This is a genomic window from Thioalkalivibrio sp. ALJ15, from assembly GCF_000383695.1.
Classification (GTDB): domain Bacteria; phylum Pseudomonadota; class Gammaproteobacteria; order Ectothiorhodospirales; family Ectothiorhodospiraceae; genus Thioalkalivibrio.
In genome coordinates, this window is the sequence record NZ_KB912056.1 from 535,060 (window position 1) to 558,431 (window position 23,372).

17 protein-coding genes and 1 pseudogene are annotated in these 23,372 nt (G+C 66.6%); 8 read left to right on the top strand and 10 right to left on the bottom strand.

The features are described from left to right. Positions 1-2: 2 nt before the first annotated feature. Together G015_RS0102535 and G015_RS0102540 are read right to left on the bottom strand one after the other, a co-directional pair. Positions 3-1,070 (bottom strand): ATP-grasp domain-containing protein, encoded by a 1,068-nt coding sequence (locus tag G015_RS0102535; RefSeq protein ID WP_020146109.1) that lies wholly within the window; start codon positions 1,068-1,070, stop codon positions 3-5. An 11-nt stretch (positions 1,071-1,081) separates the two neighbouring features. Beyond that, the gene (locus G015_RS0102540; protein ID WP_020146110.1) at positions 1,082-1,657 is read right to left on the bottom strand and encodes a GNAT family N-acetyltransferase; all 576 of its coding nucleotides are present in this window, start codon (positions 1,655-1,657) and stop codon (positions 1,082-1,084) included. A gap of 470 nt (positions 1,658-2,127) precedes the next feature. Between G015_RS0102540 and G015_RS14465 the strand changes: the two are divergent. The 3 genes and pseudogenes from G015_RS14465 to G015_RS0102555 all read left to right on the top strand — a co-directional run. Continuing rightward, a pseudogene (locus G015_RS14465) lies at positions 2,128-2,370 on the top strand (hypothetical protein); the annotation flags it as partial. A gap of 50 nt (positions 2,371-2,420) precedes the next feature. Beyond that, positions 2,421-3,887 (top strand): hypothetical protein, encoded by a 1,467-nt coding sequence (locus G015_RS0102550; protein WP_020146112.1) that lies wholly within the window; start codon positions 2,421-2,423, stop codon positions 3,885-3,887. Further along, positions 3,887-6,109 carry a hypothetical protein gene (locus G015_RS0102555; protein WP_020146113.1) on the top strand — a complete coding sequence of 741 codons (2,223 nt, stop codon included), beginning with the start codon at positions 3,887-3,889 and terminating at the stop codon, positions 6,107-6,109. Before G015_RS0102550 ends, G015_RS0102555 begins: the two co-directional genes overlap by 1 nt. 49 nt (positions 6,110-6,158) lie before the next feature. On the opposite strand, the gene G015_RS0102560 is transcribed toward G015_RS0102555, so the two are convergent. Continuing rightward, positions 6,159-8,006, bottom strand: a complete 1,848-nt coding sequence (locus G015_RS0102560) for a hypothetical protein (RefSeq protein ID WP_020146114.1) — start codon at positions 8,004-8,006, stop codon at positions 6,159-6,161. 30 nt (positions 8,007-8,036) lie between these two features. Next, on the bottom strand, positions 8,037-9,428 hold the full coding sequence (locus G015_RS0102565) for a putative O-glycosylation ligase, exosortase A system-associated (protein ID WP_018993313.1): 1,392 nt from the start codon (positions 9,426-9,428) through the stop codon (positions 8,037-8,039). A gap of 181 nt (positions 9,429-9,609) precedes the next feature. On the opposite strand from G015_RS0102565, the gene G015_RS0102570 reads away from it, so the two are divergent. Continuing rightward, positions 9,610-11,208, top strand: coding sequence for an acyl-CoA ligase (AMP-forming), exosortase A system-associated (locus G015_RS0102570; protein WP_018175021.1), 1,599 nt, complete (start codon positions 9,610-9,612; stop codon positions 11,206-11,208). 41 nt (positions 11,209-11,249) lie between these two features. Next, positions 11,250-12,455 carry a pyridoxal-dependent decarboxylase, exosortase A system-associated gene (locus G015_RS0102575; protein ID WP_020146115.1) on the top strand — a complete coding sequence of 402 codons (1,206 nt, stop codon included), beginning with the start codon at positions 11,250-11,252 and terminating at the stop codon, positions 12,453-12,455. Positions 12,456-12,471: 16 nt separating this feature from the next. Here G015_RS0102575 and G015_RS0102580 read toward each other — a convergent pair whose 3' ends face one another. Next, on the bottom strand, positions 12,472-14,271 hold the full coding sequence (locus G015_RS0102580) for an ABC transporter ATP-binding protein (protein WP_028490880.1): 1,800 nt from the start codon (positions 14,269-14,271) through the stop codon (positions 12,472-12,474). A 298-nt stretch (positions 14,272-14,569) separates the two neighbouring features. Here G015_RS0102580 and G015_RS0102585 point away from each other — a divergent pair, with 298 nt between their 5' ends. Next, a complete protein-coding gene (locus tag G015_RS0102585; RefSeq protein ID WP_020146117.1) occupies positions 14,570-16,177 on the top strand; it encodes an amino acid adenylation domain-containing protein in 1,608 nt (535 codons plus the stop codon). Between the two features lie 43 nt (positions 16,178-16,220). Beyond that, the gene (locus G015_RS0102590; RefSeq protein WP_018139516.1) at positions 16,221-16,922 is read left to right on the top strand and encodes a class I SAM-dependent methyltransferase; all 702 of its coding nucleotides are present in this window, start codon (positions 16,221-16,223) and stop codon (positions 16,920-16,922) included. Here G015_RS0102590 and G015_RS0102595 read toward each other — a convergent pair. From G015_RS0102595 to G015_RS0102610, 4 genes are read right to left on the bottom strand one after another with little or no spacing between them, the layout of a single operon-like run. Then, positions 16,919-17,920 (bottom strand): glycosyltransferase, encoded by a 1,002-nt coding sequence (locus G015_RS0102595; protein WP_020146118.1) that lies wholly within the window; start codon positions 17,918-17,920, stop codon positions 16,919-16,921. The genes G015_RS0102590 and G015_RS0102595 overlap by 4 nt on opposite strands. 8 nt (positions 17,921-17,928) lie before the next feature. Next, on the bottom strand, positions 17,929-18,813 hold the full coding sequence (locus G015_RS0102600; RefSeq protein ID WP_018994397.1) for a hydrolase 1, exosortase A system-associated: 885 nt from the start codon (positions 18,811-18,813) through the stop codon (positions 17,929-17,931). Continuing rightward, the gene (locus G015_RS0102605; RefSeq protein WP_018994396.1) at positions 18,810-19,637 is read right to left on the bottom strand and encodes a hydrolase 2, exosortase A system-associated; all 828 of its coding nucleotides are present in this window, start codon (positions 19,635-19,637) and stop codon (positions 18,810-18,812) included. The genes G015_RS0102600 and G015_RS0102605 overlap by 4 nt, the downstream gene beginning before the upstream one ends. Continuing rightward, a complete protein-coding gene (locus tag G015_RS0102610) occupies positions 19,638-19,889 on the bottom strand; it encodes an acyl carrier protein (RefSeq protein WP_012983883.1) in 252 nt (83 codons plus the stop codon). 430 nt (positions 19,890-20,319) lie between these two features. Between G015_RS0102610 and G015_RS0102615 the strand changes: the two genes are divergently transcribed. Next, on the top strand, positions 20,320-22,032 hold the full coding sequence (locus G015_RS0102615) for an asparagine synthetase B (protein ID WP_018994395.1): 1,713 nt from the start codon (positions 20,320-20,322) through the stop codon (positions 22,030-22,032). Here the strand turns inward: G015_RS0102615 and G015_RS0102620 are convergent. Next, positions 22,026-23,372 carry a phenylacetate--CoA ligase family protein gene (locus tag G015_RS0102620; RefSeq protein ID WP_018994394.1) on the bottom strand — a complete coding sequence of 449 codons (1,347 nt, stop codon included), beginning with the start codon at positions 23,370-23,372 and terminating at the stop codon, positions 22,026-22,028. The genes G015_RS0102615 and G015_RS0102620 overlap by 7 nt on opposite strands.

Consider the following 23,372-nt stretch of genomic DNA (forward strand, 5'->3'; position numbering starts at 1 on the left):
CGTCAACGCATTAGGAAAGGTCGAGGGTCGCTCATCGCCTGCCACAGGCCGCGCAGGTTGTACGGGGCGATCCCTCTCCAATGGCGGGGTTTCCAGAGCAGGTGTTTAATCAGGTGGCTGTGCAGGTGGTAGGCGCCGGCTACGGGGGAGGGCCGTACAGCCGAGCCACCCGTGGCGATCGCGAAACCCGCCTCGACGAAATTGCTCCCTGCCCACAGCGAGGCCTGCAAGGTGTACCAGAAGCGCGGATTGCACTCGAGTACGCGAACGTCCCCGGTCGATTCGTCCACGCGCAGGTCGATATTCGCCACGCCGGTATAGTGCGCCGCCCGGACGATCCGGCGACCGATCTCCAGCAGCCGCTCGTCGGCGAAGAATTCCAGCGAACAGGGATTCCGGCGCGATTGCAGGAGGTGGCAGACGACCTCCCCATCCCGGGCCAGCAGGCTCAGGTCCGCGTCGAATCCGGGCGCATATTCCTGTACCACCAGCGGGAACCGGGCATGCCGGCCACCTTTCTCCAGGTGCGTCTCGATATCCTCGAGCCGCTTTGCCTGAAGGATTCCATGGCTGGACTCGCCGTACAGCGGCTTGACCACGAGCGGGAACGTCATCCCGGCATCCTGCAGGCGTTCCGCGTCTCCGGGGCCTTCCAGGCGCAGTGCCTTTGGACACGGGATTCCGTGGGTCTCCATGAAACGCTGAAAGGCCCATTTGTCGTCCAGCATGCCCAGCACCTCCAGGCTGCTGGAGGGAAAGGCCGTCACGCCCGGCAGGCGCGGTGCGAGCGCGTGGACTACGCCGGCTCCCAGGATGTCGGCCCCGACAATCCCGTCGATACGGTGCCGTGTGCAGTAGTCGCGCAGGCGGCCGCCAAAGGTTTCCAGGGTTTCCGGCTGGGTGTCCGGCAGGGGCATGCGCTGATAGTGATCGCGATATCGGGAGTGGCGTGCGGCCCCCGGGGACTTGAGTTCCAGCAGGTGGATCTCGGTGCCCAGTCGCTGCAGGCAGTACAGCACCTTCAGGGCGAGTGGCGAACCGTCGGAGAGCACCACGACGCGCTGCGGCATGGGGGTCTCGGTCATACCGGCAGGCGAAGCTGGATGCGTCGGCGGAACGGGCAGATCTCGATGTAGGAAACGGCGACCCGCCAGCCGGTTTTTTCGCTCACCCGGATCGAACTCTTGTGGCTGTGCCAGATCCGGCTGTACAGGCGGGTGAAGCCCCGTTGCGACATCAGGTAGGCCGTCTGCCTTTTCAGCAGGGCCGCATACCCCTGCCCGCGATGCTGGGGCAGGGTGTACAGCCCGGTCGATTTCGCCGCCCCCTCGGGCAGTCTCCAACTGCGCCCCTGGCGTTCGGCCTCGTAACGCGCCCCCCACCAGTACCATTGCACTGCCACGAGCTCATCGTCGCGAAAAAGGCCGAACCCCTGGGCCCCTTCGCCGCCGAATTCCCGACGCTGGAGCATCCCTTCATCCACCACGCCGTCCAGGTCCTCGGGGGTGATCGGCTCGACCCGGATGCCCTCGGACAGTTCGGCCGCGGGCTGCGGGAGATCGATATAAAAGACCTTCCAGTACTGGTAATCGCCCAGCCCCAGGTGCAGGGCCTCCTTTAAAAGGCTGCGCGGACTATAAACATTGACGGTGGCCACACGCTTCCCCTATTACGCCCTTCGCGACCCAGGCAATCGCTGGATATGGCCGCCCTGGCTTTCGACGCACGCCATGACGCGAGTGCAGTTTGACGATGCGGTTTTGATAAATCGATCCTGGAGGCCGGTTCTGGCTGTGCTTTCATATTTCGACAGGAAGCGATCATTAATCAGTGTCTCCCTAGCATATATCGCCACGTTGCGATTGTCGGTACGGTTTTTTTGGTACGCGAAAGCCCTTTCGGCGCCGTTTCAAGCTGCTAGGCTGAAATGTCCGGATCAGGTTTGTTCAGGGGCAATGAGATAACTCAATCAGGCGGGGCAAACAGAGCGTTCTTGCAACGAAGAGGCCGGGTGCGGTCGCGCGTTTGTTTTTAGTTGGGGAGGATATCGTGGGTAAAGTGTTGGGGTTACTGGTATCCGCACTCTATCGTTCCAATTATATCGTTGGGCACTGCTTCCGTCCCGATGTGTGGGGGCAGTTTCAGGCGGCCGCCGACCACTATGGTCCGTCGGCCCCCGTCATCGCCCGGAGGGCGCTGCGGTTGTACGGGGTCGCCCGCTTTCTGTCTGGTGAGGTGCTGTTTCGAGGGCATCGGAACACGCGCGTTCCGATGCACGAGCGCTTGGCCAATGTTGGCGATGAGCGCCTGCAAGGGTTCCAGTTCGCTGTTAACTCGTCACATGCGCCTCTATGTCGCAACAAGCTTGTGAACCAGAGAGACCGCATTCAGGACCAGCAGTGGCCCTGGCGGGAGAAGCGATGGCGTTCGTAGAGGTCAGTGGTCGCCAGTGCCTGGGGCAGGCGTCCCATCGCCTGGCGTTCGATTGGGTCGCCGATGGCCCGACCCTCGCCGCCGGTTGGTCGTTCGATGGGACGAGTCTGTCGGTCTCGGCCGATCGGCTCGGATTCATCCCGCTGTTCTATGCCCGTGAGGGCCGTCGCCTGATCGTGGCCGACTCCCTGCGGGAGGCCGCGGCGCGCTTGTCGGCCCCAGCCTTTGACGACGAGGCCATCGCGGTCTTCATGGCGCTGGGTTATCTCGTGGGTGACCAGACTCCGCTGGCGGGTGTGAAGGTTCTGATGCCCGGGGAGACCCTGCTGTGGCGTGAGGGTGTGCTCTCCGGCGAGCGCCCCGCCATCCCCCTGATAGCCGCTTTCCCCGGAGACCCGCACGAGGCGCGGACACGGTTCGCGGAACTCTTTGCGCGGGCGATCGAGCGGCGTGCTGCTGGCGGTGTGGGGCGCCTGCCACTGTCCGGGGGCCGCGACTCGCGCCATATCTGTCTGGAGCTGGCGCAACAGGACACCCCACCACCCCGAACCTTGGTCCTGCGGGCGAAGAGAGGGGACGAGAGTGGCGTGGCGTGTGCGCTGTCCCAGCACCTGGGGATCGAATGTCAGGTGATCGACAATCCCCAGGATTGTATCGCCGCGGAGCGACAGAAAAACCGCCTGAACCACTACTCCACCGACGAGAACAGCTGGTACCTCGCGTTGATGCCGCATCTGGACGGCCCGGTATTCGATGGCCTGGCCGGTGACGCCTTGAGCAACGGCAACTATTTCGACCCGCGAACGGCCGAGTGCCTGGATGCCGGTGATCTCGAAGGGGCGGCGAATCGTGTGCTGATGGCGGGCAGTTACACATCGTTTCTGAAGCGGCCGTTTCAGGACCGCTGGCGCCTGCAGGTCGCTCATGATGCGATCATCCGCGAGTTGGCCATGCACGCCGGCGCGCCCGACCCGGTTAAGTCGTTCCTGTTTTGGAACCGGATCCGCCGCGAGATAGCCCTGTTGCCGATCGCCATGGCCGGACAGCAGCAGGCCGTCTGCCTGCCCTATCCAGACCCGGACGTGCTGGAGTTCCTGTTGAGCCTGCCGTGGCAGTCGTTCGCGACGCGCGCGTTCCACGATGAGGTGATCCGGAGCCGTTATCCCCACGCCGCGCATATCCCGTACAGCCAGAAGGCCACGGGGTCACCGCCACGGGTCGAGTGGGCGCGTCTCAGCCGCAGGGTTTCGCATCTGGCGCGGCCGTTGTTCAATGCCTTTACGCGCCCGGAGCGGGTCGTCGGGTACACCCTCGAGGCTCTGCGCACGGGCCATATCCGCCCGCTCACGCCGACCTTCGTCAAGGTGATGCCGCTCCTCCAGGCGGTTCAGGAGCTGGGGGTCGACCCTCACCGCTGCCAGGCGGCTGCCCACCCAGCAGGAAAGGCTGCCTGATGCGCCGGCTCGCGCGTCGAAGCACCGTCTGGTTGCCGGCCATCCTCGCGCTGGCGCTTACGACCAGCCAGGCAGCGGCCAGTGACAGCGCGTTGGGGCGGATGGCGGCGAGCCTGCAGCCGGGGGAACTGGCCCCCCTTGATGCCGGTTATCCCGAGGGGTTCCAGCGCTACTACGACTTCCTGCGTGCCAGGTCGAGCGATCCGGATACCTGGAACGACAGTGCCCACTGGGATGCCGAGCGGCGCCAGGTCTTCATGTATGGCGACCGCGGATCGCGCCCGGTATTCATTACTTACCAAGAAGATCAACATGAGTGGCGGTATCTGTCTGCCGAGGGCCCGCCCCCCTTTGCGCATGTCTATGGTGGTGTGGCGCTCGACCCCGAGCGGGGCCATTACTACAAGATCAGTGCCGGCCGCTCGCAGCGCACTCTGCATCGCTATTCCATTGCGGAGGATCGCTGGGAACTCGCGACTCGCAGTCTGCCCGGGCCCGGCGGGGGGTGGGAGCACACCGATCCGATCGAGTGGCACGACGCACTGGACCAGCTGATCTACATCCGCGAGAACCAGGTTTACGGCCTCCGCGATGGTCGCTGGACTGAACACGGCAAGGTCGCGGTCGATGGCTATCACTCTTCGGCCCAGTACAACCGCGTGCGCGACGAGATGCTGTTCATCGGCGGCAACAAGTCGCGCAACAAGGTCTCCCTGCTCGATGCGAATGGCGCAGTGCGCGATCTTGGCGATGCGCCGTTCGTGTTCGGCATCATGAACGGAAGCCTGACCTACGACCCGCAAACGGGGAACTACTTGGTGCTGCGGGCCGGGCGGACGCGGGAGTTGTGGGAGCTCGATCCGGATCGGGACGAATGGCGCAAGGCGGCCGACTGGAGCGGCCAGCGCTGGCCGTTTGATCGCTATGGCGGGATCGTGCCGGTGCCGATCGACGACTTCGGGGTGATCCTCTGGCTCAACCAGGCCGGCCCGCTGCTGCACCGGCATCAATCGGCGTTCGGTCAGGAGCGGGCGGCCGCCGTCCCGCCACCACGGGCCGAATCACACGCGGCGTTCCTGCAGGTTTCGGCATCGCAGCCCGCGCCGGAGCGACGTTCAAAGCTGTACGACATCGCCGAGACCCTGGAACCGGGCGAGTTCCGCCGCGTGGAGACCCAGCTGCCGGACGGAGTCCCGGACATGGCGCGCATGAACAACACCCAGTGGCATGACCCGGACAAGCGCGGCACCTTCGGGGTGGGCTGGACCGACCGCCACATCTTCGATCCGGAGACCGGGCGGCTGTTCAATATCCTGATGCGGGACAATTCCGTTCGTTCGGTAACCTGGCTGGAGCCGGATTTGACCTGGGCCGGCGTCGTGGCCCCTCCGGGGCTCGATTATGACGGGGGCGAACGGCGCCCGTACAACCGCCTGATGGATGGCGGTGATGGCTACCTGTACTTCTCGCCGAGCGAGCCGCGACGCTCCGACATTGGCCGCCTGGTGCGCGCCCCGTACACCGACCCGACGGCCTGGGAGGAGGTCGGCCTGGGTGCCGGCCAGGGCAATGCGCATGCAGTCGGCGATCACTCGACCGTGTGGCATCCCGATATCGAGAAATTCGTCCTCTATACGCTGGGCTCCGCCAGCTACGACCTTATACCGGGTGACGGCATCGAGGCCCACACGATGGGGCAGGTCCGTGTCTGGGGGCATGGCGATCGGGCGTGGACCTATCCCCGGAATCACCCGGATTATCGAGGCCCCGAGGGCCGCACCCAGTCCTCCGGGTATGGCGGAACCATGCTCTACAACCCGGTGCATCGCGAGGTGCTGATCTATGGGGGCATGACCCAGTACGGCGGCAACCACCGCCGCGGCGCCGAGGCCACGGCCACCATCGACCGCGAGGGCCGATTCCAGCGGCACGGGGCCTCCGGACAGGCCTATGTTGCCGGCGGCAGCCGGCTGACCTATCACCCGAAGACCGGGGACTACATCCTGCTGCAGAACAATGCCCGGCAGATGTACATCGGCGATCCGCCCCGCGGCAAACCCTGGCGGCTGATGTACAACTGGCAGCAGGTGGACTTTGCCGACCGCCCGTTTGACCGCTACGAGAACTGGCATCGCGTCACCCCGCTGCCCGGGACGGGTGTACTGATCTGGTCCGACCTGCGCCGCGGGATCATCCTGCAGCGCCTGCCCGAAGGCGACTAGGAGACGCGGATTGAATCCCGCGTCTCCCTCACGTTCCGGGGGCGGGTATTCAGTCGCTCCAGCCAAGCGTCAGTCGGTGGGCATAGGGGCCCGGGGGCAGCGGTTTCGGCGGTAGTGCGCAGCCCAGGCCGGGGATGGTCGAGGGCAGGGGGATCTGGACGATCGAGCGTCCGGATGCGGGAAAGAGCACTTCGGTCCACTGACCGGTCACCGGATCCTGCTGCTGAAAGCGCCGCACACTCGGGCCGTTGTCGACCACCAGCGCATGGCCGCCCGGGTTCAGGTAGTGGACCGGGACCTCGCCTCGGCATTCCAGCGCGACCTCCTGGCGCAGTGTGGGCCCGGCGGGGTCCAGCCAGAACGTGATGCGGCCGAACAGGACGGACGAGCGCGGGCGCCGCAGGGCCTCCCCGCGTCCGACGGCCCCGCCGAACCAGCGCCAGTCCAGCGCGGCCAGGCCGCGCCTCCAGAGAGTGCGGGCCGCTGCCCGCAGCACGGGGACCGCGTGGCCATCTTCCAGGCGTACCCGTACGGCGGCCCCCGGCGCATCCACCGTCACCGAGCGAAACTCGGCCAGGGCCCAGAGCTGGTCGCCGATCCGAAACAAAGGTACCCAGCCGGCCAGGGCCGGGTTGCGCAGCAGCGCTTCGGCCTCGACCCGTACCGCCGGCGGGCACAGGACCCGGTCGCGGTGGCGAATGTGAAAGGGCTGACCACCGGCATAGCGCAGCTCGGCCACGTCGCGGCTGAACGCCTGTGGCGCCTGCCCGCGGGTGCTGATCAGGGCACACAGGTCCGGCCCGGCCCGGGCGCACAGTACGCCCGCCTGCAGATCCTGCTGGCAGGCTTCGGTCCGCCCTCCTGCCCATTGAAGATCCTCGACTATCTCCGGCGTCCCCTCGCGGCGCCGCCGGTCGCCGACCCATGCCAGGACCGCAGCGGCCCAGGCGTTGTAGACCGACAGGTGCATGTAGTTGTCCCATCCCGCGGGATGGTTCCCGGGGGCGGGTGTGGAGGCACGATCCGCGGGCGTCAGACCCAGCAGACCGTCGCCTCTGCGTTGCCGCTCCCATCGCGCCAGCACGCCACGCAGCATCTGCCCGGCCGGGGCGTCCGTCTGCTGTGCCCCGGCCAGCCCGAGCAGATCCAGGCTGCCCACCAGGCAGGCGTCGCCGAACAGGGAGTGGGTGCTGCGGCCAAGACCTCCCGCGTACTCCCCGCCGTCCCAGGTCAGCGCGACCCAGCCATAGAGGCGCTGGGTGAGCGTTGCCAGCGCGGGCGTGGGTGCGTAACACAGCGCAATCGAGGCGATCAGCAAGGCCTTGTGGTGGTACGCCATCGGGGTGGCCACGCCCCGTGGCCCCGGGCGGGCCGGATAGTCGATAAAACCGCCGCTGGCGGTCGTCCAGCGTTCCAGCAATGCGGCCAGCCGAGCCGCCGCATGGTCGCGTGGGCGGCCGGGCCGGGCCTCAACCAGACGGCAAAGCTGGGCCAGCAGGGTCCAGTTATTCGACGGATAGTGTCGACTCGGATGGCACCGTTGCAGCGCCTCGTCGAGCATCGTTTCCAGTGCGGGCGTGACAGGTTGTACCCCCGCGATGACCCGTTCCCGCAACAACAGCAGCAACAGGCGGTTGAACGGTGCGTGCCCGGCGTGGCGGCCACAGCGCGTGAGCCAGGCCCGCAATGGCCAGCCCCACTGTTCCATCTCGGGGCCACCCTGCAGGTACAGCGCCAGGGTCGCACTGGTCTGGCCGTAATGGTCCGCGGGGCTCGGCGCCTGCTCGATGGGGTCCCAGAGCCCGGTGTCCGGTCGCACATGGGCTGCGATCGCCTGGGCAAGGCGCTCGGCCCACGGCTGGAGCGTGGAGGCGCCCAAGGTGACGACCTTACCCATGAGCCTGCGTGTACATGGATCCGTGTTTCCCTAGCGCGAGATGCCGGGCGCCCCGGCGGCGCTGTCGGGCTCGGCGCGCGTCGAAAACGCATTCGCCTGGACTGGTGCGGACACGGGCGCCTCGGCCACGCGGGGTGCTTCTTCCAGTTCGCGGCGCATGATGACAGCCAGGGCGATGAACGCGAACAGCAGGTTGAAGTAGATCACGTCGAGGAAGGCCCCGGCAGCCAGGTAGCCGAGCAACCCCACCTGGATGGCCCAGGCGTATTCCGCCAGCCAGATCTGCCCCGTCTCGAGTCGGGCTCGCTTGCGGATCCGGTTCAGCGAAAAGAACGTGAACCCGACCAGCAGCAGGAAGGTGGCGAGTCCACCAAAGCCATGTTCGCCCATCAGGCCGAAATAGATGCTGTGCGGCGACAGTACGTGGCGCCAGTCCCCCTCGAAATTCGCGTAGCCGACCCACCAGTCATAGCCGAGGTGGTGGTTGCGAAAGCCCATCCCGGTAAGCGGTCGCTCGGTGGCCATGTTCCAGTTCACGCCCCACGCCTGGATGCGCTGCATGGCGGAACGGTCTTCCTCGTAGGTCTCGATCGTGCCCCAGCGATCCAGAAGACGATCCGGCGCGGTCACTCCAATCACCCCGAAGACCAGCACGCCGGCCATCACCATCGCCAGCTTGTGGCGCATGTGCCAGAACAGGAACGGCGCGACCACCAGGATCCCCAGCAGGGCCCCGCGGGAATAGGTCGCGAGGATCGCGATGGCAGTCAGCCAGAACACGCCGTATACGCCCCAGCTGATCGGCCGGTAGAAGCGCTCCAGGCCCGGGATCTCGAGATCCACCCAGCGCTCGCGGAACAGCCGCGCGCTGATCAGGATCAGCGGCAGCACCATCACCATTGCCAGCCCGATGTACGTGTTCCCGGACAGATAGGAGCCCGGAGGGCCCAGCACCATGTACTGCCCGCCCGTGGACAGCGTGAACAGGCCGCCCTTGAACCCGAAAAATGCGATGGAGAATGTAATAACTAATAACAGCCAGACGATGCGAAGCTGACCGAATATCAGCATGGGTGTGATAAATGTAATCAAGAGGATCTTAAAAACGTGCTGCCAGAAGTCCCATGCACCGCTGGAATTTACCGCAAAATACGAAGTCATGGTGATGTAGCCGAGAAACACCCATAACATCACCATCTCGCGCGTCATCGGCATCGGCCGTCGATCCTTGGCCAGAAACAGCGCGGCCAGCGTTGTCATGCCAATGACGGCGGCTACGGGGAAGCTGCGCATGAACGACCAGGTGAGGCCATGCGGGGCCATCAGGCCGACCCAGAACCAGGCGGGGATGCCGACCCAGGGCCTTGCCAGGATCACCGGGATCAACACCATTATTATAAAAAACAGCAGGTAGTCGCGCATCGCAGAGAATTCCGCTATACAGCAGTACGTGCGTGTCGATTCGAGTTTCGACACATGAAAACGGCGATAGTGTTCGGCCCACTCGAAGAGTAGCCTATTTACCGAACGAGTGGGTATGGGGTTGTAAAAGATTCGTACTCGGCTGCGTGCCGAATCCACCTTGACGGAGTCCGTTCTGATCATGCGTCACACCACCCTGCTGCACGAAGGCGTTTTGCACAGCGCCGAGCGAAACCCAATGGCCTCGGCCATCACCCATCGGGGGGTCACGCAGTCATACGAGGCGGCCGCCAGCGACATCGAGAACGCAGCCCGACGGCTTCTCGCCACCGGGCTTCAGCGACAGGACCGGGTTGCGGTGTATCTGGACAAATGTCCGGAGGCGGTCCATGCGATGTTCGGGGCCTCGCGGGCGGGAGGGGTGATGGTCCCCGTCAACCCGCTGCTGAAGGCCTCGCAGGTCGCGCACATCCTTCAGGACTGCCGGGTGCGAATCCTGGTCACGTCCGCAGTGCGCTATGCCGCGCTGCGCGATGCCCTGGCGCAATGTCCGGAACTGGACACCATCCTGTTCGTGGACACACCGCCTGACGCCGAAACATCGGGCGGGCCGCGGCTCGAGGCCTGGCAGTCGGCGGCGGATTTCGGGCTGGGCAGGCCGGCCCATCGGGTCATCGACACGGACATGGCGGCGATCCTCTACACCTCCGGCAGCACCGGGCGACCCAAGGGCGTGGTGCTGTCGCACCGCAACCTGGTGGCCGGTGCGCAAAGCGTCGCGCACTATCTGCACAATCGTGCGGAGGACCGCATCCTCTGCGTGCTGCCGTTCAGCTTCGATTACGGCTTCAGTCAGTTGACCACCGCGTTCCTGACCGGGGCCCATGCCACCCTGCTCAATTACCTCCTGCCCCGCGACGTTCTGAAGGCGGTGAGCCAGGGCGGGATCACCGGGCTGGCGGCGGTGCCACCGCTGTGGATCCAGCTGGCCGAGATGGAGTGGCCGGAGGCCGCGCGGCGATCCCTGCGCTACATCACGAACTCGGGCGGCGCGATGCCCCTGAAGACCCTGAAGCGCCTGCGGGCGCACCTGCCGCGCACCCAGGTCTATCTGATGTACGGCCTCACGGAGGCCTTCCGTTCGACCTATCTGCCGCCCGAGGAGGTCGATCGCCGCCCCGACTCCATGGGGCGGGCCATACCCAATGCCGAGGTCATGGTCGTGCGCGAGGACGGCAGCCGCTGCGCCCCCGGAGAGCCCGGGGAACTGGTCCATCGCGGGGCCCTGGTCGCGATGGGCTACTGGAACGATGCCGCGCGCACGGCCCAGCGCTTCCGTCCCGCGCCGGGACAACCCGAAGGCCTGCCGGGCCAGGAGATGGCCGTGTGGTCCGGTGACACGGTGCGGATGGACGAGGACGGATATCTGTACTTCGTCGGCCGGCGCGACGAGATGATCAAGACCTCGGGGTACCGGGTGAGCCCGGTGGAGATCGAGGAGGTCGCCTATGCCACGGGGCTGGTGACCGAGGGGGCGGCGCTGGGTATCGCGCATCCGCAGCTGGGCCAGGCGGTCGTCCTGGTCGCGCTGCCCGCCGAACCCTCGGTGACCCATGACCAGCTGATGGCGCTGCTGCGCGAGCGCTTGCCGGCCTTCATGGTACCCAGCCACCTGGAGCTGCGGTCGCAGTCCCTGCCCCGCAATGGCAATGGCAAGATTGACCGCAAGGCGCTGGCGGCCGAGTTCGAGGGCCTGTTCCAGGCGGTCGCCCTGTCATGAACCGGGAGGTATCCATGACGTCCGCCCCCCGTCATGCGGCGATGGCGGCCTTCGAGGTGCGCGACCACTCGCTGCTGATCGGCGGGATCCCCCTGACCGAGATCGCCCGCCGCGCGGGCCGGACCCCGTTCTATGTCTATGACCGACAGGTCATGACGCGCCGCGTCCAGGCCCTGCGCCAGGCCCTGCCCCGGGACCTGTCGATCCACTACGCGATCAAGGCGAACCCGATGCCGGCGGTCGTGGGGCATATGGCCTCGCTGGTCGATGGCCTGGATGTCGCCTCCGGGCGCGAACTGCAGATTGCCCTGGACGCCGGGGTGTCCGCGGCCGATATCAGCTTCGCCGGGCCGGGCAAGTCCCCGGCCGAGCTGGAGATGGCGGTAGCCGCGGGGATCACCATCCACCTCGAGTCCGATACCGAACTGACGCGGGTCGCGGCGATTGCCGAGCGCACCGGCAGGGCGCCCTGCGTCGCGGTGCGTGTGAACCCCGACTTCGAGCTGAAGACCTCGGGCATGAAGATGAGTGGCGGCCCCAAGGTATTCGGCGTGGATGCCGAGTGCGTGCCCGAGATGCTGGGGCGCATTGGCGAGCTGGGGCTGCACTTTCGCGGGTTTCACATCTTTGCCGGCTCGCAGAATCTGCGCGCCGAGTCGCTGGTGGAGGCCCAGGGCCTGACGCTCGACCTGGCATTGCGCCTGGCCGACCATGCCCCGGGGCCGGTGGAGACGCTGAACATCGGGGGCGGTTTCGGGATCCCCTATTTCCCGGGCGATCAACCGCTGACCCTGGGCCTCATCGCCGAGCAGCTCGAGAAACGCCTGCCGGAGGTTCGCGCGCGGATGCCGCAGGCCGAGATCATCCTCGAGCTGGGCCGCTATCTGGTGGGGGAAGCGGGCGTTTACGTCGCCGAGATACTGGACCGCAAGGTCTCGCGCGGCCGGGTATTCCTCGTCACCAATGGAGGGCTTCATCATCACCTGGCGGCCTCGGGCAACTTTGGTCAGGTGATCCGCAAGAACTACCCGGTCGCCATCGGCAACCGCATGGGAGAGGCCGACACCGAAGTCGTGGACGTCGTCGGGCCGCTGTGCACCCCGCTGGACGTCCTGGGTCAGCAGATGGAACTGCCCCGCGCGGAGATTGGCGATCTGGTGGTGGTCTTCCAGTCCGGGGCCTATGGCTACACGGCCAGCCCCAAGGGGTTCCTTAGCCACCCGGAGCCGGCGGAGATCCTCGTCTGACGCGAGGGGTCCGCTGTCAGGCGTGCCCGGCCGCCAGCTGCTGGAAGTGCGTGCTGCCGTCGACCAGCATCTCCCAGCGGCCCTGGTCGACCAGACGCCCGCTATCGAGCACGTAGATCTGATCGCAGGGTTTGACGGTGCTCAGCCGGTGCGCGACCAGGATGATCGTCTTGTCGCCGCTCAGGTTGTGAATGGCGTCCATCACGGCGCGTTCGGTGGCGTTGTCCAGGGCGCTGGTGGCCTCGTCGAAGAACAGCACCGCCGGGTCGCGGTAGAGGGCCCGGGCAATGCCGATGCGCTGACGCTGTCCGCCGGACAGGCGGGTCCCGCGTTCCCCGATCAGGGTGTCGTAGCCGTGCGGGAGGTCATTCATCACGAAGTCGTGCAGGTTGGCCAGGCGCGCGGCCCGCTCCACCGCGGCATGATCGATCTCGGCCTCCGGTACGCCCAGGGCGATATTGGCGGCGACACTCTGGTCGGCCAGGAAGATGTGCTGCGGGACATAGCCGAGTGCCGCCTGCCACTGCCGCACGTTCGCTGCGGTGAGTGGCTGCCCGTCGACCAGAATCGCTCCCTCGTCGGGTTCCAGCAGCCCGAGCAGGGCATCCACCAGCGTGCTCTTGCCGGCCCCGGACGAACCCACCAGCCCGATGGTCGTGCGGGCCGGGATCTCCAGCGAGAGGTGATCCAGTGCAACGCGGTCATGCTGGGGGTAGCGATAGGTCACGCCCTCGACCCGAATGGCCTGCTGCGGCGCCAGTGCAGCAGAGGCCTCGCCGCGCGGGGGCAAGACGTCGCCGCCGCGATCACCCAGATCCTTCAGGATGTTGTCGACCGCCGCAAAATTGAAGCGCAGGGCGGCCACGTTCTGGAAGATCTTCTGGAAGGCGGGAATCAGTTGCTTGCCCGCCAGCGCATACAGGCCGAGCAGGGGGAGGGCCTGGGCGAGCCCCCCGTCGCCGGCCATCAGGTACAGCACGAGCAGCAGTACACCACCAAAGGCGATCGCCTCGATCGCGTACTGCGGGGTGTCCTGCAGGAGCACCGCGTTCGCCTGGTGCCGGGCGTAGCGCCTGGACGGGTGGCGGTAGCGTTCCAGGTAGTCGCGCTCGCGTCCTAGCAGGCGGATCTCCTTGGCGCCCGCGAAGGCCTCGGCCGCCGCCGTGAAGCGCTCGCGGTTGGCCTCCACCCGGTCCTGCCCGATCCGGTTCAGCCAGATCCGGGCCACGATGTAGATGGCCGCATAGACGCTGCCCAGACCCAGGGCCACGATGAGCGCGAGCCACGGCTCGACCAGGATGAGCAGGGCGATGATCGAGACCGCCAGCAGACCCTGGCTGACCAGGCGCATGGCCGGCATCACCGCGCCACTGATCGCGTGCGTGGTCTCCTGCAGGATCGTCTTGGCCAGGTCGCCCGAATTGCGGTGCAGGAAGAAGGTGTAGGGCCGTCGCAGATAGTCGGCCATCAGGCGGCGCGACAGTTCGTACTGCTGCATGTGGGAGAAGCGCGTGATCGACCACTGCGTCAGCGCCTGCAGCAGCGTCCCGAGCATGAACATTACAAACGCGGCTACCCCCAGAAAGTAGAGAAACTCTCCGGTCGACTCGAAACCGAGGGTGTTGTACGCCTCGTTTAACAGCGCGTGGCCGTGAACCATGTCCGGATCGGACAGCACCGCGAGAAACGGCATCACCGAGGCGACGCCCACGGTCTGCATGAACGCCGCGACGATCATCAGGATCACCAGCAGCCCGACCTTGCGGCGATCCCGGGGGTGCAAAAGGGCGTTCAACTTGCGCAAGGTTCTTAACATGTAATCAACCGGTTTTCAGCATCGGGACCCCTATGACGTATAGCGTTTTTTTACCCTCGTGGAAACGGGAAAGTGAGGCCTGACGGGGCGGAATGGCCCGTTAATTACAAAACTCATGCGGCCGTCCAATCCGAAACATCAGGTAAATCCCCCGCGGTCGGGATTGCGTGATTTAACCGGTTTCCGGATTCTCCCAGAAGAGGGTGGACAGCCAGCTTTCGGCGAGTATTCAAGTAAAAACTGCCGCCAGCAGGAGCGGCCTCCATCCCGTACATTTGTGACTTCAAGGAGTGGTCGGATGGCCATGGACGAGTACGGTTTGCACGCCGGGTTCCTGCGCGCGGCTAGGCAGTTCGCGGACCGCCCGGCGCTGGATGTGGAGGGGGGCGAGATCCGCTACCGGGATCTCTACGCCGCCAGTGCCAGCCTGGCTTCGGGCCTGCAGGCCGTCCTGCCCGCCGACGGGCCGCGGACGATCGGCGTCCTGGCCCAGCGCTCGCGCATCCTGTACCAGGGCCTTCTGGGGGTGCTGATGGCCGGGCACACGCTGGTACCCCTGAACCCGTCCTTCCCCCCCGAGCGAACACGGCGGATGGTCGATCTGGCCGGCTTGGGGGCCTTGGTCGTGGATGCCACGGGGATGCAGTCGCTGGATGGCTGGCTGGGGCCGGAGCATTCCGACTGTGCGATCTGGCTGCCGACCCGGGAGGACTGCGATGCCTTTCAGTCCCGCTGGCCCGGGCATGCCTTTTATGCCCTGGACGCGGCCTCGCCCCCCGAGGGATGGTCGCCGGCCCGGGTCAATCCCGACGATCTCGCCTGCCTGTTCTTCACCTCGGGCAGTACCGGCGTACCCAAGGGCGTGGCCGTGCGTCATCGCAATGCGGCCCGGTTCGTCGCCATGTCGCGGGAGCGCTATGACCCTCTGGGGCTGAGCGAGAACGATCGTTTCTCGCAGTTCTACGACATTACCTTCGACTCCTCGATGTTCGACCTGTACGTCGGATGGGCCTACGGGGCGTGTCTTTGCTGCCCCTCCGCCCGCGAGTGGTTCAACCCCAACCGCTACATCGCCGACAAGACCCTGACCGTCATCGACATCACGCCGTCGGCCGGCCACGGCATGAGTCGCCGCAACGGCTGGGCCCCCGGCCGTTTCCCCCAGCTGCGGCTGTGTCGCTTTGGCGGCGAGGCCCTGTCGGCGGAACTGGCCAGGATCATGGCGGCCGCCGCGCCCAACGCCACGATCGACAATGCCTACGGACCCACCGAGTGCACCGTCGACGCCTGCTTCTACCGCTGGGACCCGGCGCGTTCGCCTGCCGAGTGCACCCACGGGATGGCCCCTATCGGCTATCCGGGCAACCAGGTCGGCATTCGCGTGGTCGACGAGGACTTTCACGAAGTGCCGGAAGGGGGCGAGGGCGAGCTCCTGATCAGCGGGCCGCAGGTCAGCGCCGGGTACTGGAAGGACCCGGAGCGCACCGCGGCCGCATTCATCCGGCTCGGGGACGACAGCACCCTGTATTACCGCACGGGCGATCTCGTGCGGCGCCCGTATCCCGGAGAGCCCCTGCAGTTCCTCGGGCGCTTCGATCACCAGATCAAGATCGGTGGCGTGCGCATCGAGCTGGGCGAGATCGAGCAGGCCCTGCGCGAGGCTGCGGCGACCGACCAGGCCGTTGCGGTCGGCTGGCCGCGTACCGCAAGTGGAGCCTCCGGCATCATCGCCTTTGTGGTCGCCGAACACCTGGACGTGGAGGTGATTCGGGAACAACTGAGGCAGCGGCTCCCCACCGTAATGGTGCCGCGGGAGATCCATCTTCTGGACGAACTGCCGCTGAACGCGAATGGCAAGGTCGATCGCAAGGTGCTCGTCGAGATGCTGCAGGCGGCTGAAGCGTGAATAACCCAGCGCTTTCAGGCCCTGCCACTGCGAGGGCAGCGAGATGATGGATGCGCTGGTTCAGTTGCGCTCCTCCCTGCACCGGCATGGCTGGTGGCGCACCCTGGCCCTCATCCCGCGGAACGTCCTGTTCCGGCTGACGGACTTCGACCGCAAGCATGGCACCAATACGGGCATCCAGGCCGGGGACGACGCGGGTCTGCCGCAGGAGCACGAGGGATACGAGGGGGCCCCGCCGCGTCTGTTCCACAGGATCATCCGCTCCCTGGGCATCGCCCCCGCGCGCTATGCGTTCATTGATCTGGGGTCGGGCAAGGGAAAGGCGCTGCTGCTCGCATCGCATCATCCGTTTCGCCGGATCATCGGGGTCGAATACAACTCCCGCCTGGATGCGATCGCCGCCGCGAATGCGCGGATCTACCGGCACCCCGAGCGCTGCATGCACCGGATCGAGACCGTCTGTGGCGACGCCGGTGCGTTCGGGTTGCCGCCGGGCGACCTGCTGATCTACCTGTTCAACCCCTTCAAGGCCGCGATCATGGAGCGCGTGCTCGCGAACCTCGAGAGCGCCCTGCAGGCCGACGGAGAGCGGGACGTGCTGGTCGTGTACCAGAACCCGACCCAGCGAAGGCTGCTGGACGAGGCCCCATTTCTGGAGCGCGTGGCCTACCGGGAGTACCGCACCAGGCGGCTGCGAAAGATGCCGATCGGCCGTGTCGCGGTTTATCGAAACCGCCGAGATTAGCTCCGGGCGAACAGGGCCTTCACCGTACTGGCCCCCAGATACCCCCAGGTCTTCATGCGTCCCGGTCGGCGCACCAGGGCCTGAAAGAACGCGCGCCGGGCGATCCGTGGGTCTCCCTCCCAGTAATGGTGGTAGCCGAAGGTGAAACAGGCATCACCCAGGCGCTCGCGGACCCGGGGCCAGGGGGTCTTTTCGCCATTGGGCCCCACCAGACCCCAGCGACCCAGCGCCCGCTGGACCACTTCGACCTCGTAGTTCACGTCCGGGTATCGGGTCATGCAGCCACGCCCGTGCAGGCGATAAAGGGCGGTGACCCGGTCCAGCTGGCGGTACTCGGTCAGTCGCGAGGCTCGAATCCAGTAGTCATAGTCCTGGCCGCGCTTGAGCTGCGGGTCGAACGGGCCGACCTGTTCCACCAGCTCGCGCCGCATCATCACCGTGATCGTATGCGGCAGGGATTCCATTAACAGCTGGTTGTACACCCAGCCCGAACCCTCTGGGACAATCTCCGGCAGCTCGGTCACCGGAACCGGGGGATCGGCCAGGGTATGGGGCGGGGCGAACTGTCCGCTGGCATCGGGCTTCCACGCCAGAAAATCCGTGTGCACCAGGCCGATCTCCGGGTGCTGCTGCATGTACAGCACCTGGGCGGTCAGCTTGCCGGGCAGCCAGACATCGTCGGAATCGATAAAGGCGATGAAGCCGCCCTGGGCAGCCGCGATGCCGGTATTGCGGGCTACGGCCGCCCCCTGGTTCTGCTGGGTCAGCAGCGTCAGACGATCGCCATACCCGCGCAGGATCTCGACCGTCCCGTCGGTCGAGCCGTCGTCCACCACGATGAGTTCGATGCTGGGGTAGTCCTGATCCAGGACGCTGTCGACGGATTCGGCAATATAGGCCGCCGTGTTGAAGGCCGGCATGACCACCGACACCAGTGGCTTGCGGGGGAGCCCCTCCGGCTCGGCCGGGGGTGTGCTGTGCGCCAGGGAAGTTTCCATGGGTGGCATCATCCCGGGCTGTGCCCGGGCGCCTGGCGCAGCCAGTCATGCGTCCATGTCGCAACCTGGTCGCGCCATTCGCGGCGGGAAAAGGTGTGGTTGGCGTCCGGCAGTTCGCGCAGGGTCACGCGTGGCTGTCGCAGCAAGCCGTCCCAGGCCGGTGCATGGCTGGCTACATCCCGAAACTCGGCGGCCGTCAGGTCCTCTCCGCTCAGGACCAGGAGGATCGGCCCGTGAAAGCGGCGCCAGCCCTCGGCCATCCGGTCCGGCAGAGGTGCCGACGAAACATCGAAACGGCCCTCGTCGGTCGCAGCCGGGGGAGCCCCGGCACGACGGCCCAGTACCGTGCCGACCATTCGTCCCAGGGAGCGCAGGGAGACCCAGGGGTTGAAGCGTCCCTTCAGGGCGCCTGACCAGAAGTCGCGCGAAACAAGCCGCTGGAGGTAGTAGGTCTTCAGGTAGGCGCGGGCCAGGCCCTCGTCGGTGCGGACCCACGGGTTGGCCAGCACCAGGCCCGCCACCCGGGGGTCCCGCCAGGCATAGAACAAGGCGGCGGAGGCCGCACCGCACAGACCCCAGATCACGACCTCGCGCATTCCCGGTACCTCGGCCGAGAAGGTATCCATCGCCGCGCGCAGGTCATCGTGCACCTCTTCGTAGTCGCGCTGGGCGCCGGACGAGTCGCCCATGCCGCGAAAATCGAAGCGGAACACTGGTATCCCCCGAGCCGCCAGGTCGCGCGCCAGGAGCAGAAACTGGCGATGACTGCCGACGCGATACTGCGGGCCGCCCACGGCGATCAGGACGCCTCGTATGGCCCCGGCGGCGCCGGGGTGAAGGATGCCGAGCAGCTCCTCCCCGCCCAGCCGGAAGACGACCGCCCGCTCGTTCATGCCGCCCGCCCCAGGGATACCGTGTGTCCCAGGCAATCCATGGTGTGTTCCAGCAGGGCCGGGACCTCGAGGATGTCCGGCGCATTCCAGAAGGGTTCGCCGAGGACAACGGAGGCGTGAGCTTCCACCCCCTGCTCGCGCCACGCATCCAGCGTCCGGGTGCTCCCCGGGGACAGAGCAGCGCCCTCGCTGTCGCTGACCTCGAACCAGTACACCGGCCCGTGTGGAGGTGGTGCCAGGCGGGCCTTTGCCAGTGCCTCTGCCAGTGCCGGCGCCAGCGTATAGCCCGCGACCTCGATGGCTTCTCCCGCCTCCAGTCGGCCGCGCAACTGCCCCGTGCTTTCCTTCTCCCCGCCCATCATGGCGGCGGCCATGCGCAGGCGGAGGAACTGCGTCAGGTGCTGTTCGCCGTTGGTAACCGGTTGCCACAGCACGGTCGCCGCCACCGACGGGGCGCGTGTGGCCAGAAGGTCGCTGATCAGCAGGGCGCCCGCGCGCAGTCCCCAGAGGATCAGGGGGCCCTGGCCGTCGGATGCCGCCTCCAGGTGATCCAGGCAGCGCGAGAGGTCGTCGAGCCAGATCTCCCAGCGCGCATCGCCAAAATCGCCACCGCTGTCGCCGCAGCCGTACAGGTCCGGCAGCAGGACGGTGTACCCCTCGCGGGCCATGCGCCGGGCCTGCAGCGCCACCATGCGCCGGGCCTTGTTCAGCTCCTCGGCAAACGGGGGTACGAACAGGACCCGCCCGCGGGCAGGGGCCCGGGCGGCCGGGTGCAGGACATAAAAGATCGGTCCGGCGCAGCCCGGCAGGAAACCGGCGTCCATCTAGGCACCATTCTTGTGTTCAACGAAATCGACTAGGGCGCCGACGGTCTCGAAGGTCTCCGCACTGACGTCATCGTCATCGATCACAATGTCGAACTGTTCTTCCATCTCGTTGATCAAGGAAACCACCGCCATGGAGTCCAGTTCGGGGACCCCGCCCAGCAGGGGGGTGGAGCGGTCAAAGTGCTGGGCGCGGCCGTTCAGGCCGAGGGCGCTGTCAAGCAAGGCCTTGATGTGCTCGAGCGTCGACATGATGCAGATCTCCTGTTCCCTGGTGGCGCATTCCACATACTTCCAGAAGCCCTATTGTGAAAGTTTGTGGCCGACAACTGGAGACCTTGCGGGTACCAAATAATCAATACTTTAAAGTGGTCGGAAGTCCCTCCATCATTGAGTTTTACCTTTTGCCGGCATTTTTGGTTTGCTGGAAGGTAAACGCGGAAACTTGAATATCGGCATGCCCACGGGAGCCATCACAGGCGGGCACTTGCTGCTGTTTCCTTGAACGCCGCTTCAGGCGACAGGAAGGCCAATGGCGGGACTATGTGGATGGTTTGGAGCGCCCAGGGGGGCGGCGGGCGATATCCTCGGCCTGCAGGAGGCGGGGCTCCCTTCGGTCCCGGGTGAGTCCAGCGCGCGCTGCGATGGCCCCCGGGGCGGGTGTCTGGTCCAGGGCGGCTGGGTGGCCCAGGCCCCGGATGGGCTGATCGCGGCCATCGCCGGCCACCCCCGGTGGCGGGAGCGCGGCCTGCAGCGCCTGGCGCTGGAGCAGTCGCCCGCCCATGCCTTGCTCGACGCCTACCGGCGTTTCGGCGATGCCCTGTTCAGCCAGGTGGCGGGGGATTTCGTGGTGGCGATCCTGGACCCGCAGCGGCCGCGCCTGCTCGCGGGCGTGGACCGCATGGGGCAGGCCTCGCTGCACTGGGCGGCGGTGCCGGGCGGGGTAGCCTTCGGGACAACGGCCGGCAGTGTAGTTCGCTATCCCGGTCTGAGCCGCGATCCGACCCCATCGGGGCTTTATCACTATCTCTTCTTTCACATGCTGCCCGCACCGGTCAGTGTGTTCGCGGGCGTCGAGAAGCTGCGCGCCGCGCATTACCTGGACGGTCAGGCGGACACAATCCGCGTGAAGCCCTACTGGCTCCCGCATTTCCGCGAGGCGCGCATGGGCGATGCCGCCGAGATGGGGACGGCCCTGCGGGATCAGCTGCGCAATGCCGTCAAGCAGCAGCGGGAGACGCCGAAGCCGGGGGCCTTTCTCAGCGGTGGGCTGGACAGCTCGACCGTGGCCGGGCTCCTGGCCGAGACGACCCCCGAGCCGCCGCCGACCTTCAGCATCGGTTTCGATGCCCCGGGTTACGACGAGATGGAGTACGCCCGCATCGCGGCCCGGCACTTTGCGACCCAGGCGAACGAGTACTACGTGACGCCGGACGATGTCGTCGCCGCTGTCCCCCTGATTGCGGGCAGTTACGACGAGCCCTTTGGCAACTCCTCGGCGCTGCCTGCCTATTTCTGTGCACGTATGGCGGCACAGGCGGGCGTGACACGGATGCTGGCCGGCGATGGTGGCGACGAGCTGTTTGCCGGCAACGCACGCTATGCCAAGCAGGGCCTGTTCGAGCACTGGCAGCGCCTGCCACGCCCCTTGCGCCAGGGCATGCTGGAACCCCTGGCGACCCGCATCCCGCAGGGGGCCGGCTGGTTGAGCAAGGCGCGCCGCTACGTGGAGCAGGCGCGCATCCCGCTGCCCGATCGGCTGCAGACCTACAACTACCTGTATCACCTCTCGCCCACGGCGATGTTCGAGCCGGACTTTCTCTCGGCGGTGGATACCCAGGCCCCGTGGGATCTGATGCGCGAGATCCACGACCAGCCGGCACACGCCTCGCCGCTCAATCGCATGATGTACCTGGACTGGCAGCAGACCCTGGCCGACAACGACCTGCGCAAGGTGACCCGCATGTGCGAGCTGGCCGGCGTGGATGTCGTCTTTCCGATGCTGGACGACGACGTGGTGGAGTTCTCCCTGGGCATCCCGTCCGACCAGAAACTGCGCGGGCAGCGGCTGCGCCACTTCTACAAGGAGGCGATGCAGGGCTTTCTGCCCGACGCCATCATCGACAAGAAGAAACATGGCTTTGGCCTGCCCTTCGGGGTGTGGATGCACGACCACGCGCCGCTGCGCGAACTGGCCTATGACAGCCTGCTGCGGCTCAAGGGGCAGGGCTTTCTGCGGCCGCAGTTCATCGACGAACTGATAGCGCTGCACCGCGACGGACACGCGGCCTATTACGGCGACATGGTGTGGGTGCTGATGATGCTGGATCTCTGGCTGCACGCCCCGCCGAGCGAGATGCCAGCCGAAGCGCGCGCCCAGGCGGGCGGTTACTGAACCCGGCAGACCACGTGCCGGTGCTTGCCGCCGGCTTCCGGGGCGATCGCCTCGACCTGGCGGATTTCCACCGTCAAGGATTCCCCCAGGGCCTGTGTGAAGGCACGCCGCAGGCGCTGCTCCACGGTCTCGGCCAGGGGCTCGTCGAGGACCAGCAACAGCTCGACCCGGTCCGGCGCGTGCTGGATGATCTTGTACGAGCGCAGGCCCGCGATCTCGCGCAGGCAGTAGTTGAAATGACTGCCGTGCACCCAGCGGCCATCGAGCGCGATCAGGCCGTCGTTGGCTCGCCCCTCGATCTCCCGCAGCAGCGGCAGGCCGCGCCCGCAGGGGCAGGGCGCCGGGTCCAGCGCGCCACGATCACCGGTGCGGTAGCGGATGAAGGGATACTCCGGGCCCATCAGATTGGTGACCACGATCTGCCCGGTCTCGCCGGCCGGAAGCGGTCGCCCGGCATCGTCCAGGATCTCGACGATCAGCGCCTCGGCCGTCAGGTGCAGCCCGCCATGCGGGCACTCGCGTGCGATCAGGCCGGCATCCCGGCCGCCATACTCGTTCGCGACCCCACAGCCCAGTACGTCGGTGATGATCGCCCGCCACTCCGGGCGCAGGACCTCCGACGTGGTAAAGGCCACCCGAATACCCAGATCATCCAGGCGCCGGCCCTGTTCCCGCGCGTGTGCGCAGACCCGTGCCAGTACGGAGGGATAGCCGAAGATCATGCGCGGGCGGAACTCGCGAGTCTGGTCAATGATGGCATCGACCCGTGCCCGGTCGAGGTCGCGGGCCGGGACCAGGCGCGACCGCAGCACGCGGTCGCGCCAGGACCGCAGGCGATTCTGTACGTCGGTCTCGTTCGGTGCGCCCCACAGGACCAGCTCGCGATCGCCAATGTCGACGCCCCACCAGCGGGTCGCGCGCCACTTGGCGGCGATGTCCATCGCAATGCGCTCGCGCCCCAGCCAGAAGGCCAGCGGTTCGCCGGTCGAACCGCTGGTACGTTGCGCGACCAGGTGTTGTGCCCCGTCCGCTTGCCACTCATGGCCTGCCTGGCGCAGCACGGCCTTGTCGATGATCGGCAGGCGTTCAAGATCCGCAAGGCTCGTCAGTGCGCGGGGTGACCAGCCCTGGTCGGCGAACCACTGGCGGTAGAACGGTATCTGTTGGGCCACGCGTTCGAGCAGGAGCTGCAGGCGGGTCAGCTGCAGGTTCTCCAGTGCCTCGGGTGCCCACCACTGGGTCGCCTCCAGCGCCTTGCGCAGGCGCACCGTCGAGTGCCCTTTCAACCGCTCGTGCACGGGAAACGCGCCATGCGCGATCAGCGAGGTGTACAGCCCCAT

Excerpts from the sequence above, each read along its gene's own strand:
- G015_RS0102535 (WP_020146109.1), bottom strand. The coding sequence starts at position 1,070 with ATGCCGCAGCGCGTCGTGGTGCTCTCCGACGGTTCGCCACTCGCCCTG.
- G015_RS0102590 (WP_018139516.1), top strand. The coding sequence starts at position 16,221 with ATGATGGATGCGCTGGTTCAGTTGCGCTCCTCCCTGCACCGGCATGGC.
- G015_RS0102610 (WP_012983883.1), bottom strand. The coding sequence starts at position 19,889 with ATGTCGACGCTCGAGCACATCAAGGCCTTGCTTGACAGCGCCCTCGGC.
- G015_RS0102585 (WP_020146117.1), top strand. The coding sequence starts at position 14,570 with ATGGCCATGGACGAGTACGGTTTGCACGCCGGGTTCCTGCGCGCGGCT.
- G015_RS0102600 (WP_018994397.1), bottom strand. The coding sequence starts at position 18,813 with ATGAACGAGCGGGCGGTCGTCTTCCGGCTGGGCGGGGAGGAGCTGCTC.
- G015_RS0102550 (WP_020146112.1), top strand. The coding sequence starts at position 2,421 with ATGGCGTTCGTAGAGGTCAGTGGTCGCCAGTGCCTGGGGCAGGCGTCC.
- G015_RS0102560 (WP_020146114.1), bottom strand. The coding sequence starts at position 8,006 with ATGGGTAAGGTCGTCACCTTGGGCGCCTCCACGCTCCAGCCGTGGGCC.
- G015_RS0102570 (WP_018175021.1), top strand. The coding sequence starts at position 9,610 with ATGCGTCACACCACCCTGCTGCACGAAGGCGTTTTGCACAGCGCCGAG.
- G015_RS0102565 (WP_018993313.1), bottom strand. The coding sequence starts at position 9,428 with ATGCGCGACTACCTGCTGTTTTTTATAATAATGGTGTTGATCCCGGTG.
- G015_RS0102555 (WP_020146113.1), top strand. The coding sequence starts at position 3,887 with ATGCGCCGGCTCGCGCGTCGAAGCACCGTCTGGTTGCCGGCCATCCTC.
- G015_RS0102575 (WP_020146115.1), top strand. The coding sequence starts at position 11,250 with ATGGCGGCCTTCGAGGTGCGCGACCACTCGCTGCTGATCGGCGGGATC.
- G015_RS0102605 (WP_018994396.1), bottom strand. The coding sequence starts at position 19,637 with ATGGACGCCGGTTTCCTGCCGGGCTGCGCCGGACCGATCTTTTATGTC.
- G015_RS0102620 (WP_018994394.1), bottom strand. The coding sequence starts at position 23,372 with ATGGGGCTGTACACCTCGCTGATCGCGCATGGCGCGTTTCCCGTGCAC.
- G015_RS0102595 (WP_020146118.1), bottom strand. The coding sequence starts at position 17,920 with ATGGAAACTTCCCTGGCGCACAGCACACCCCCGGCCGAGCCGGAGGGG.
- G015_RS0102580 (WP_028490880.1), bottom strand. The coding sequence starts at position 14,271 with ATGTTAAGAACCTTGCGCAAGTTGAACGCCCTTTTGCACCCCCGGGAT.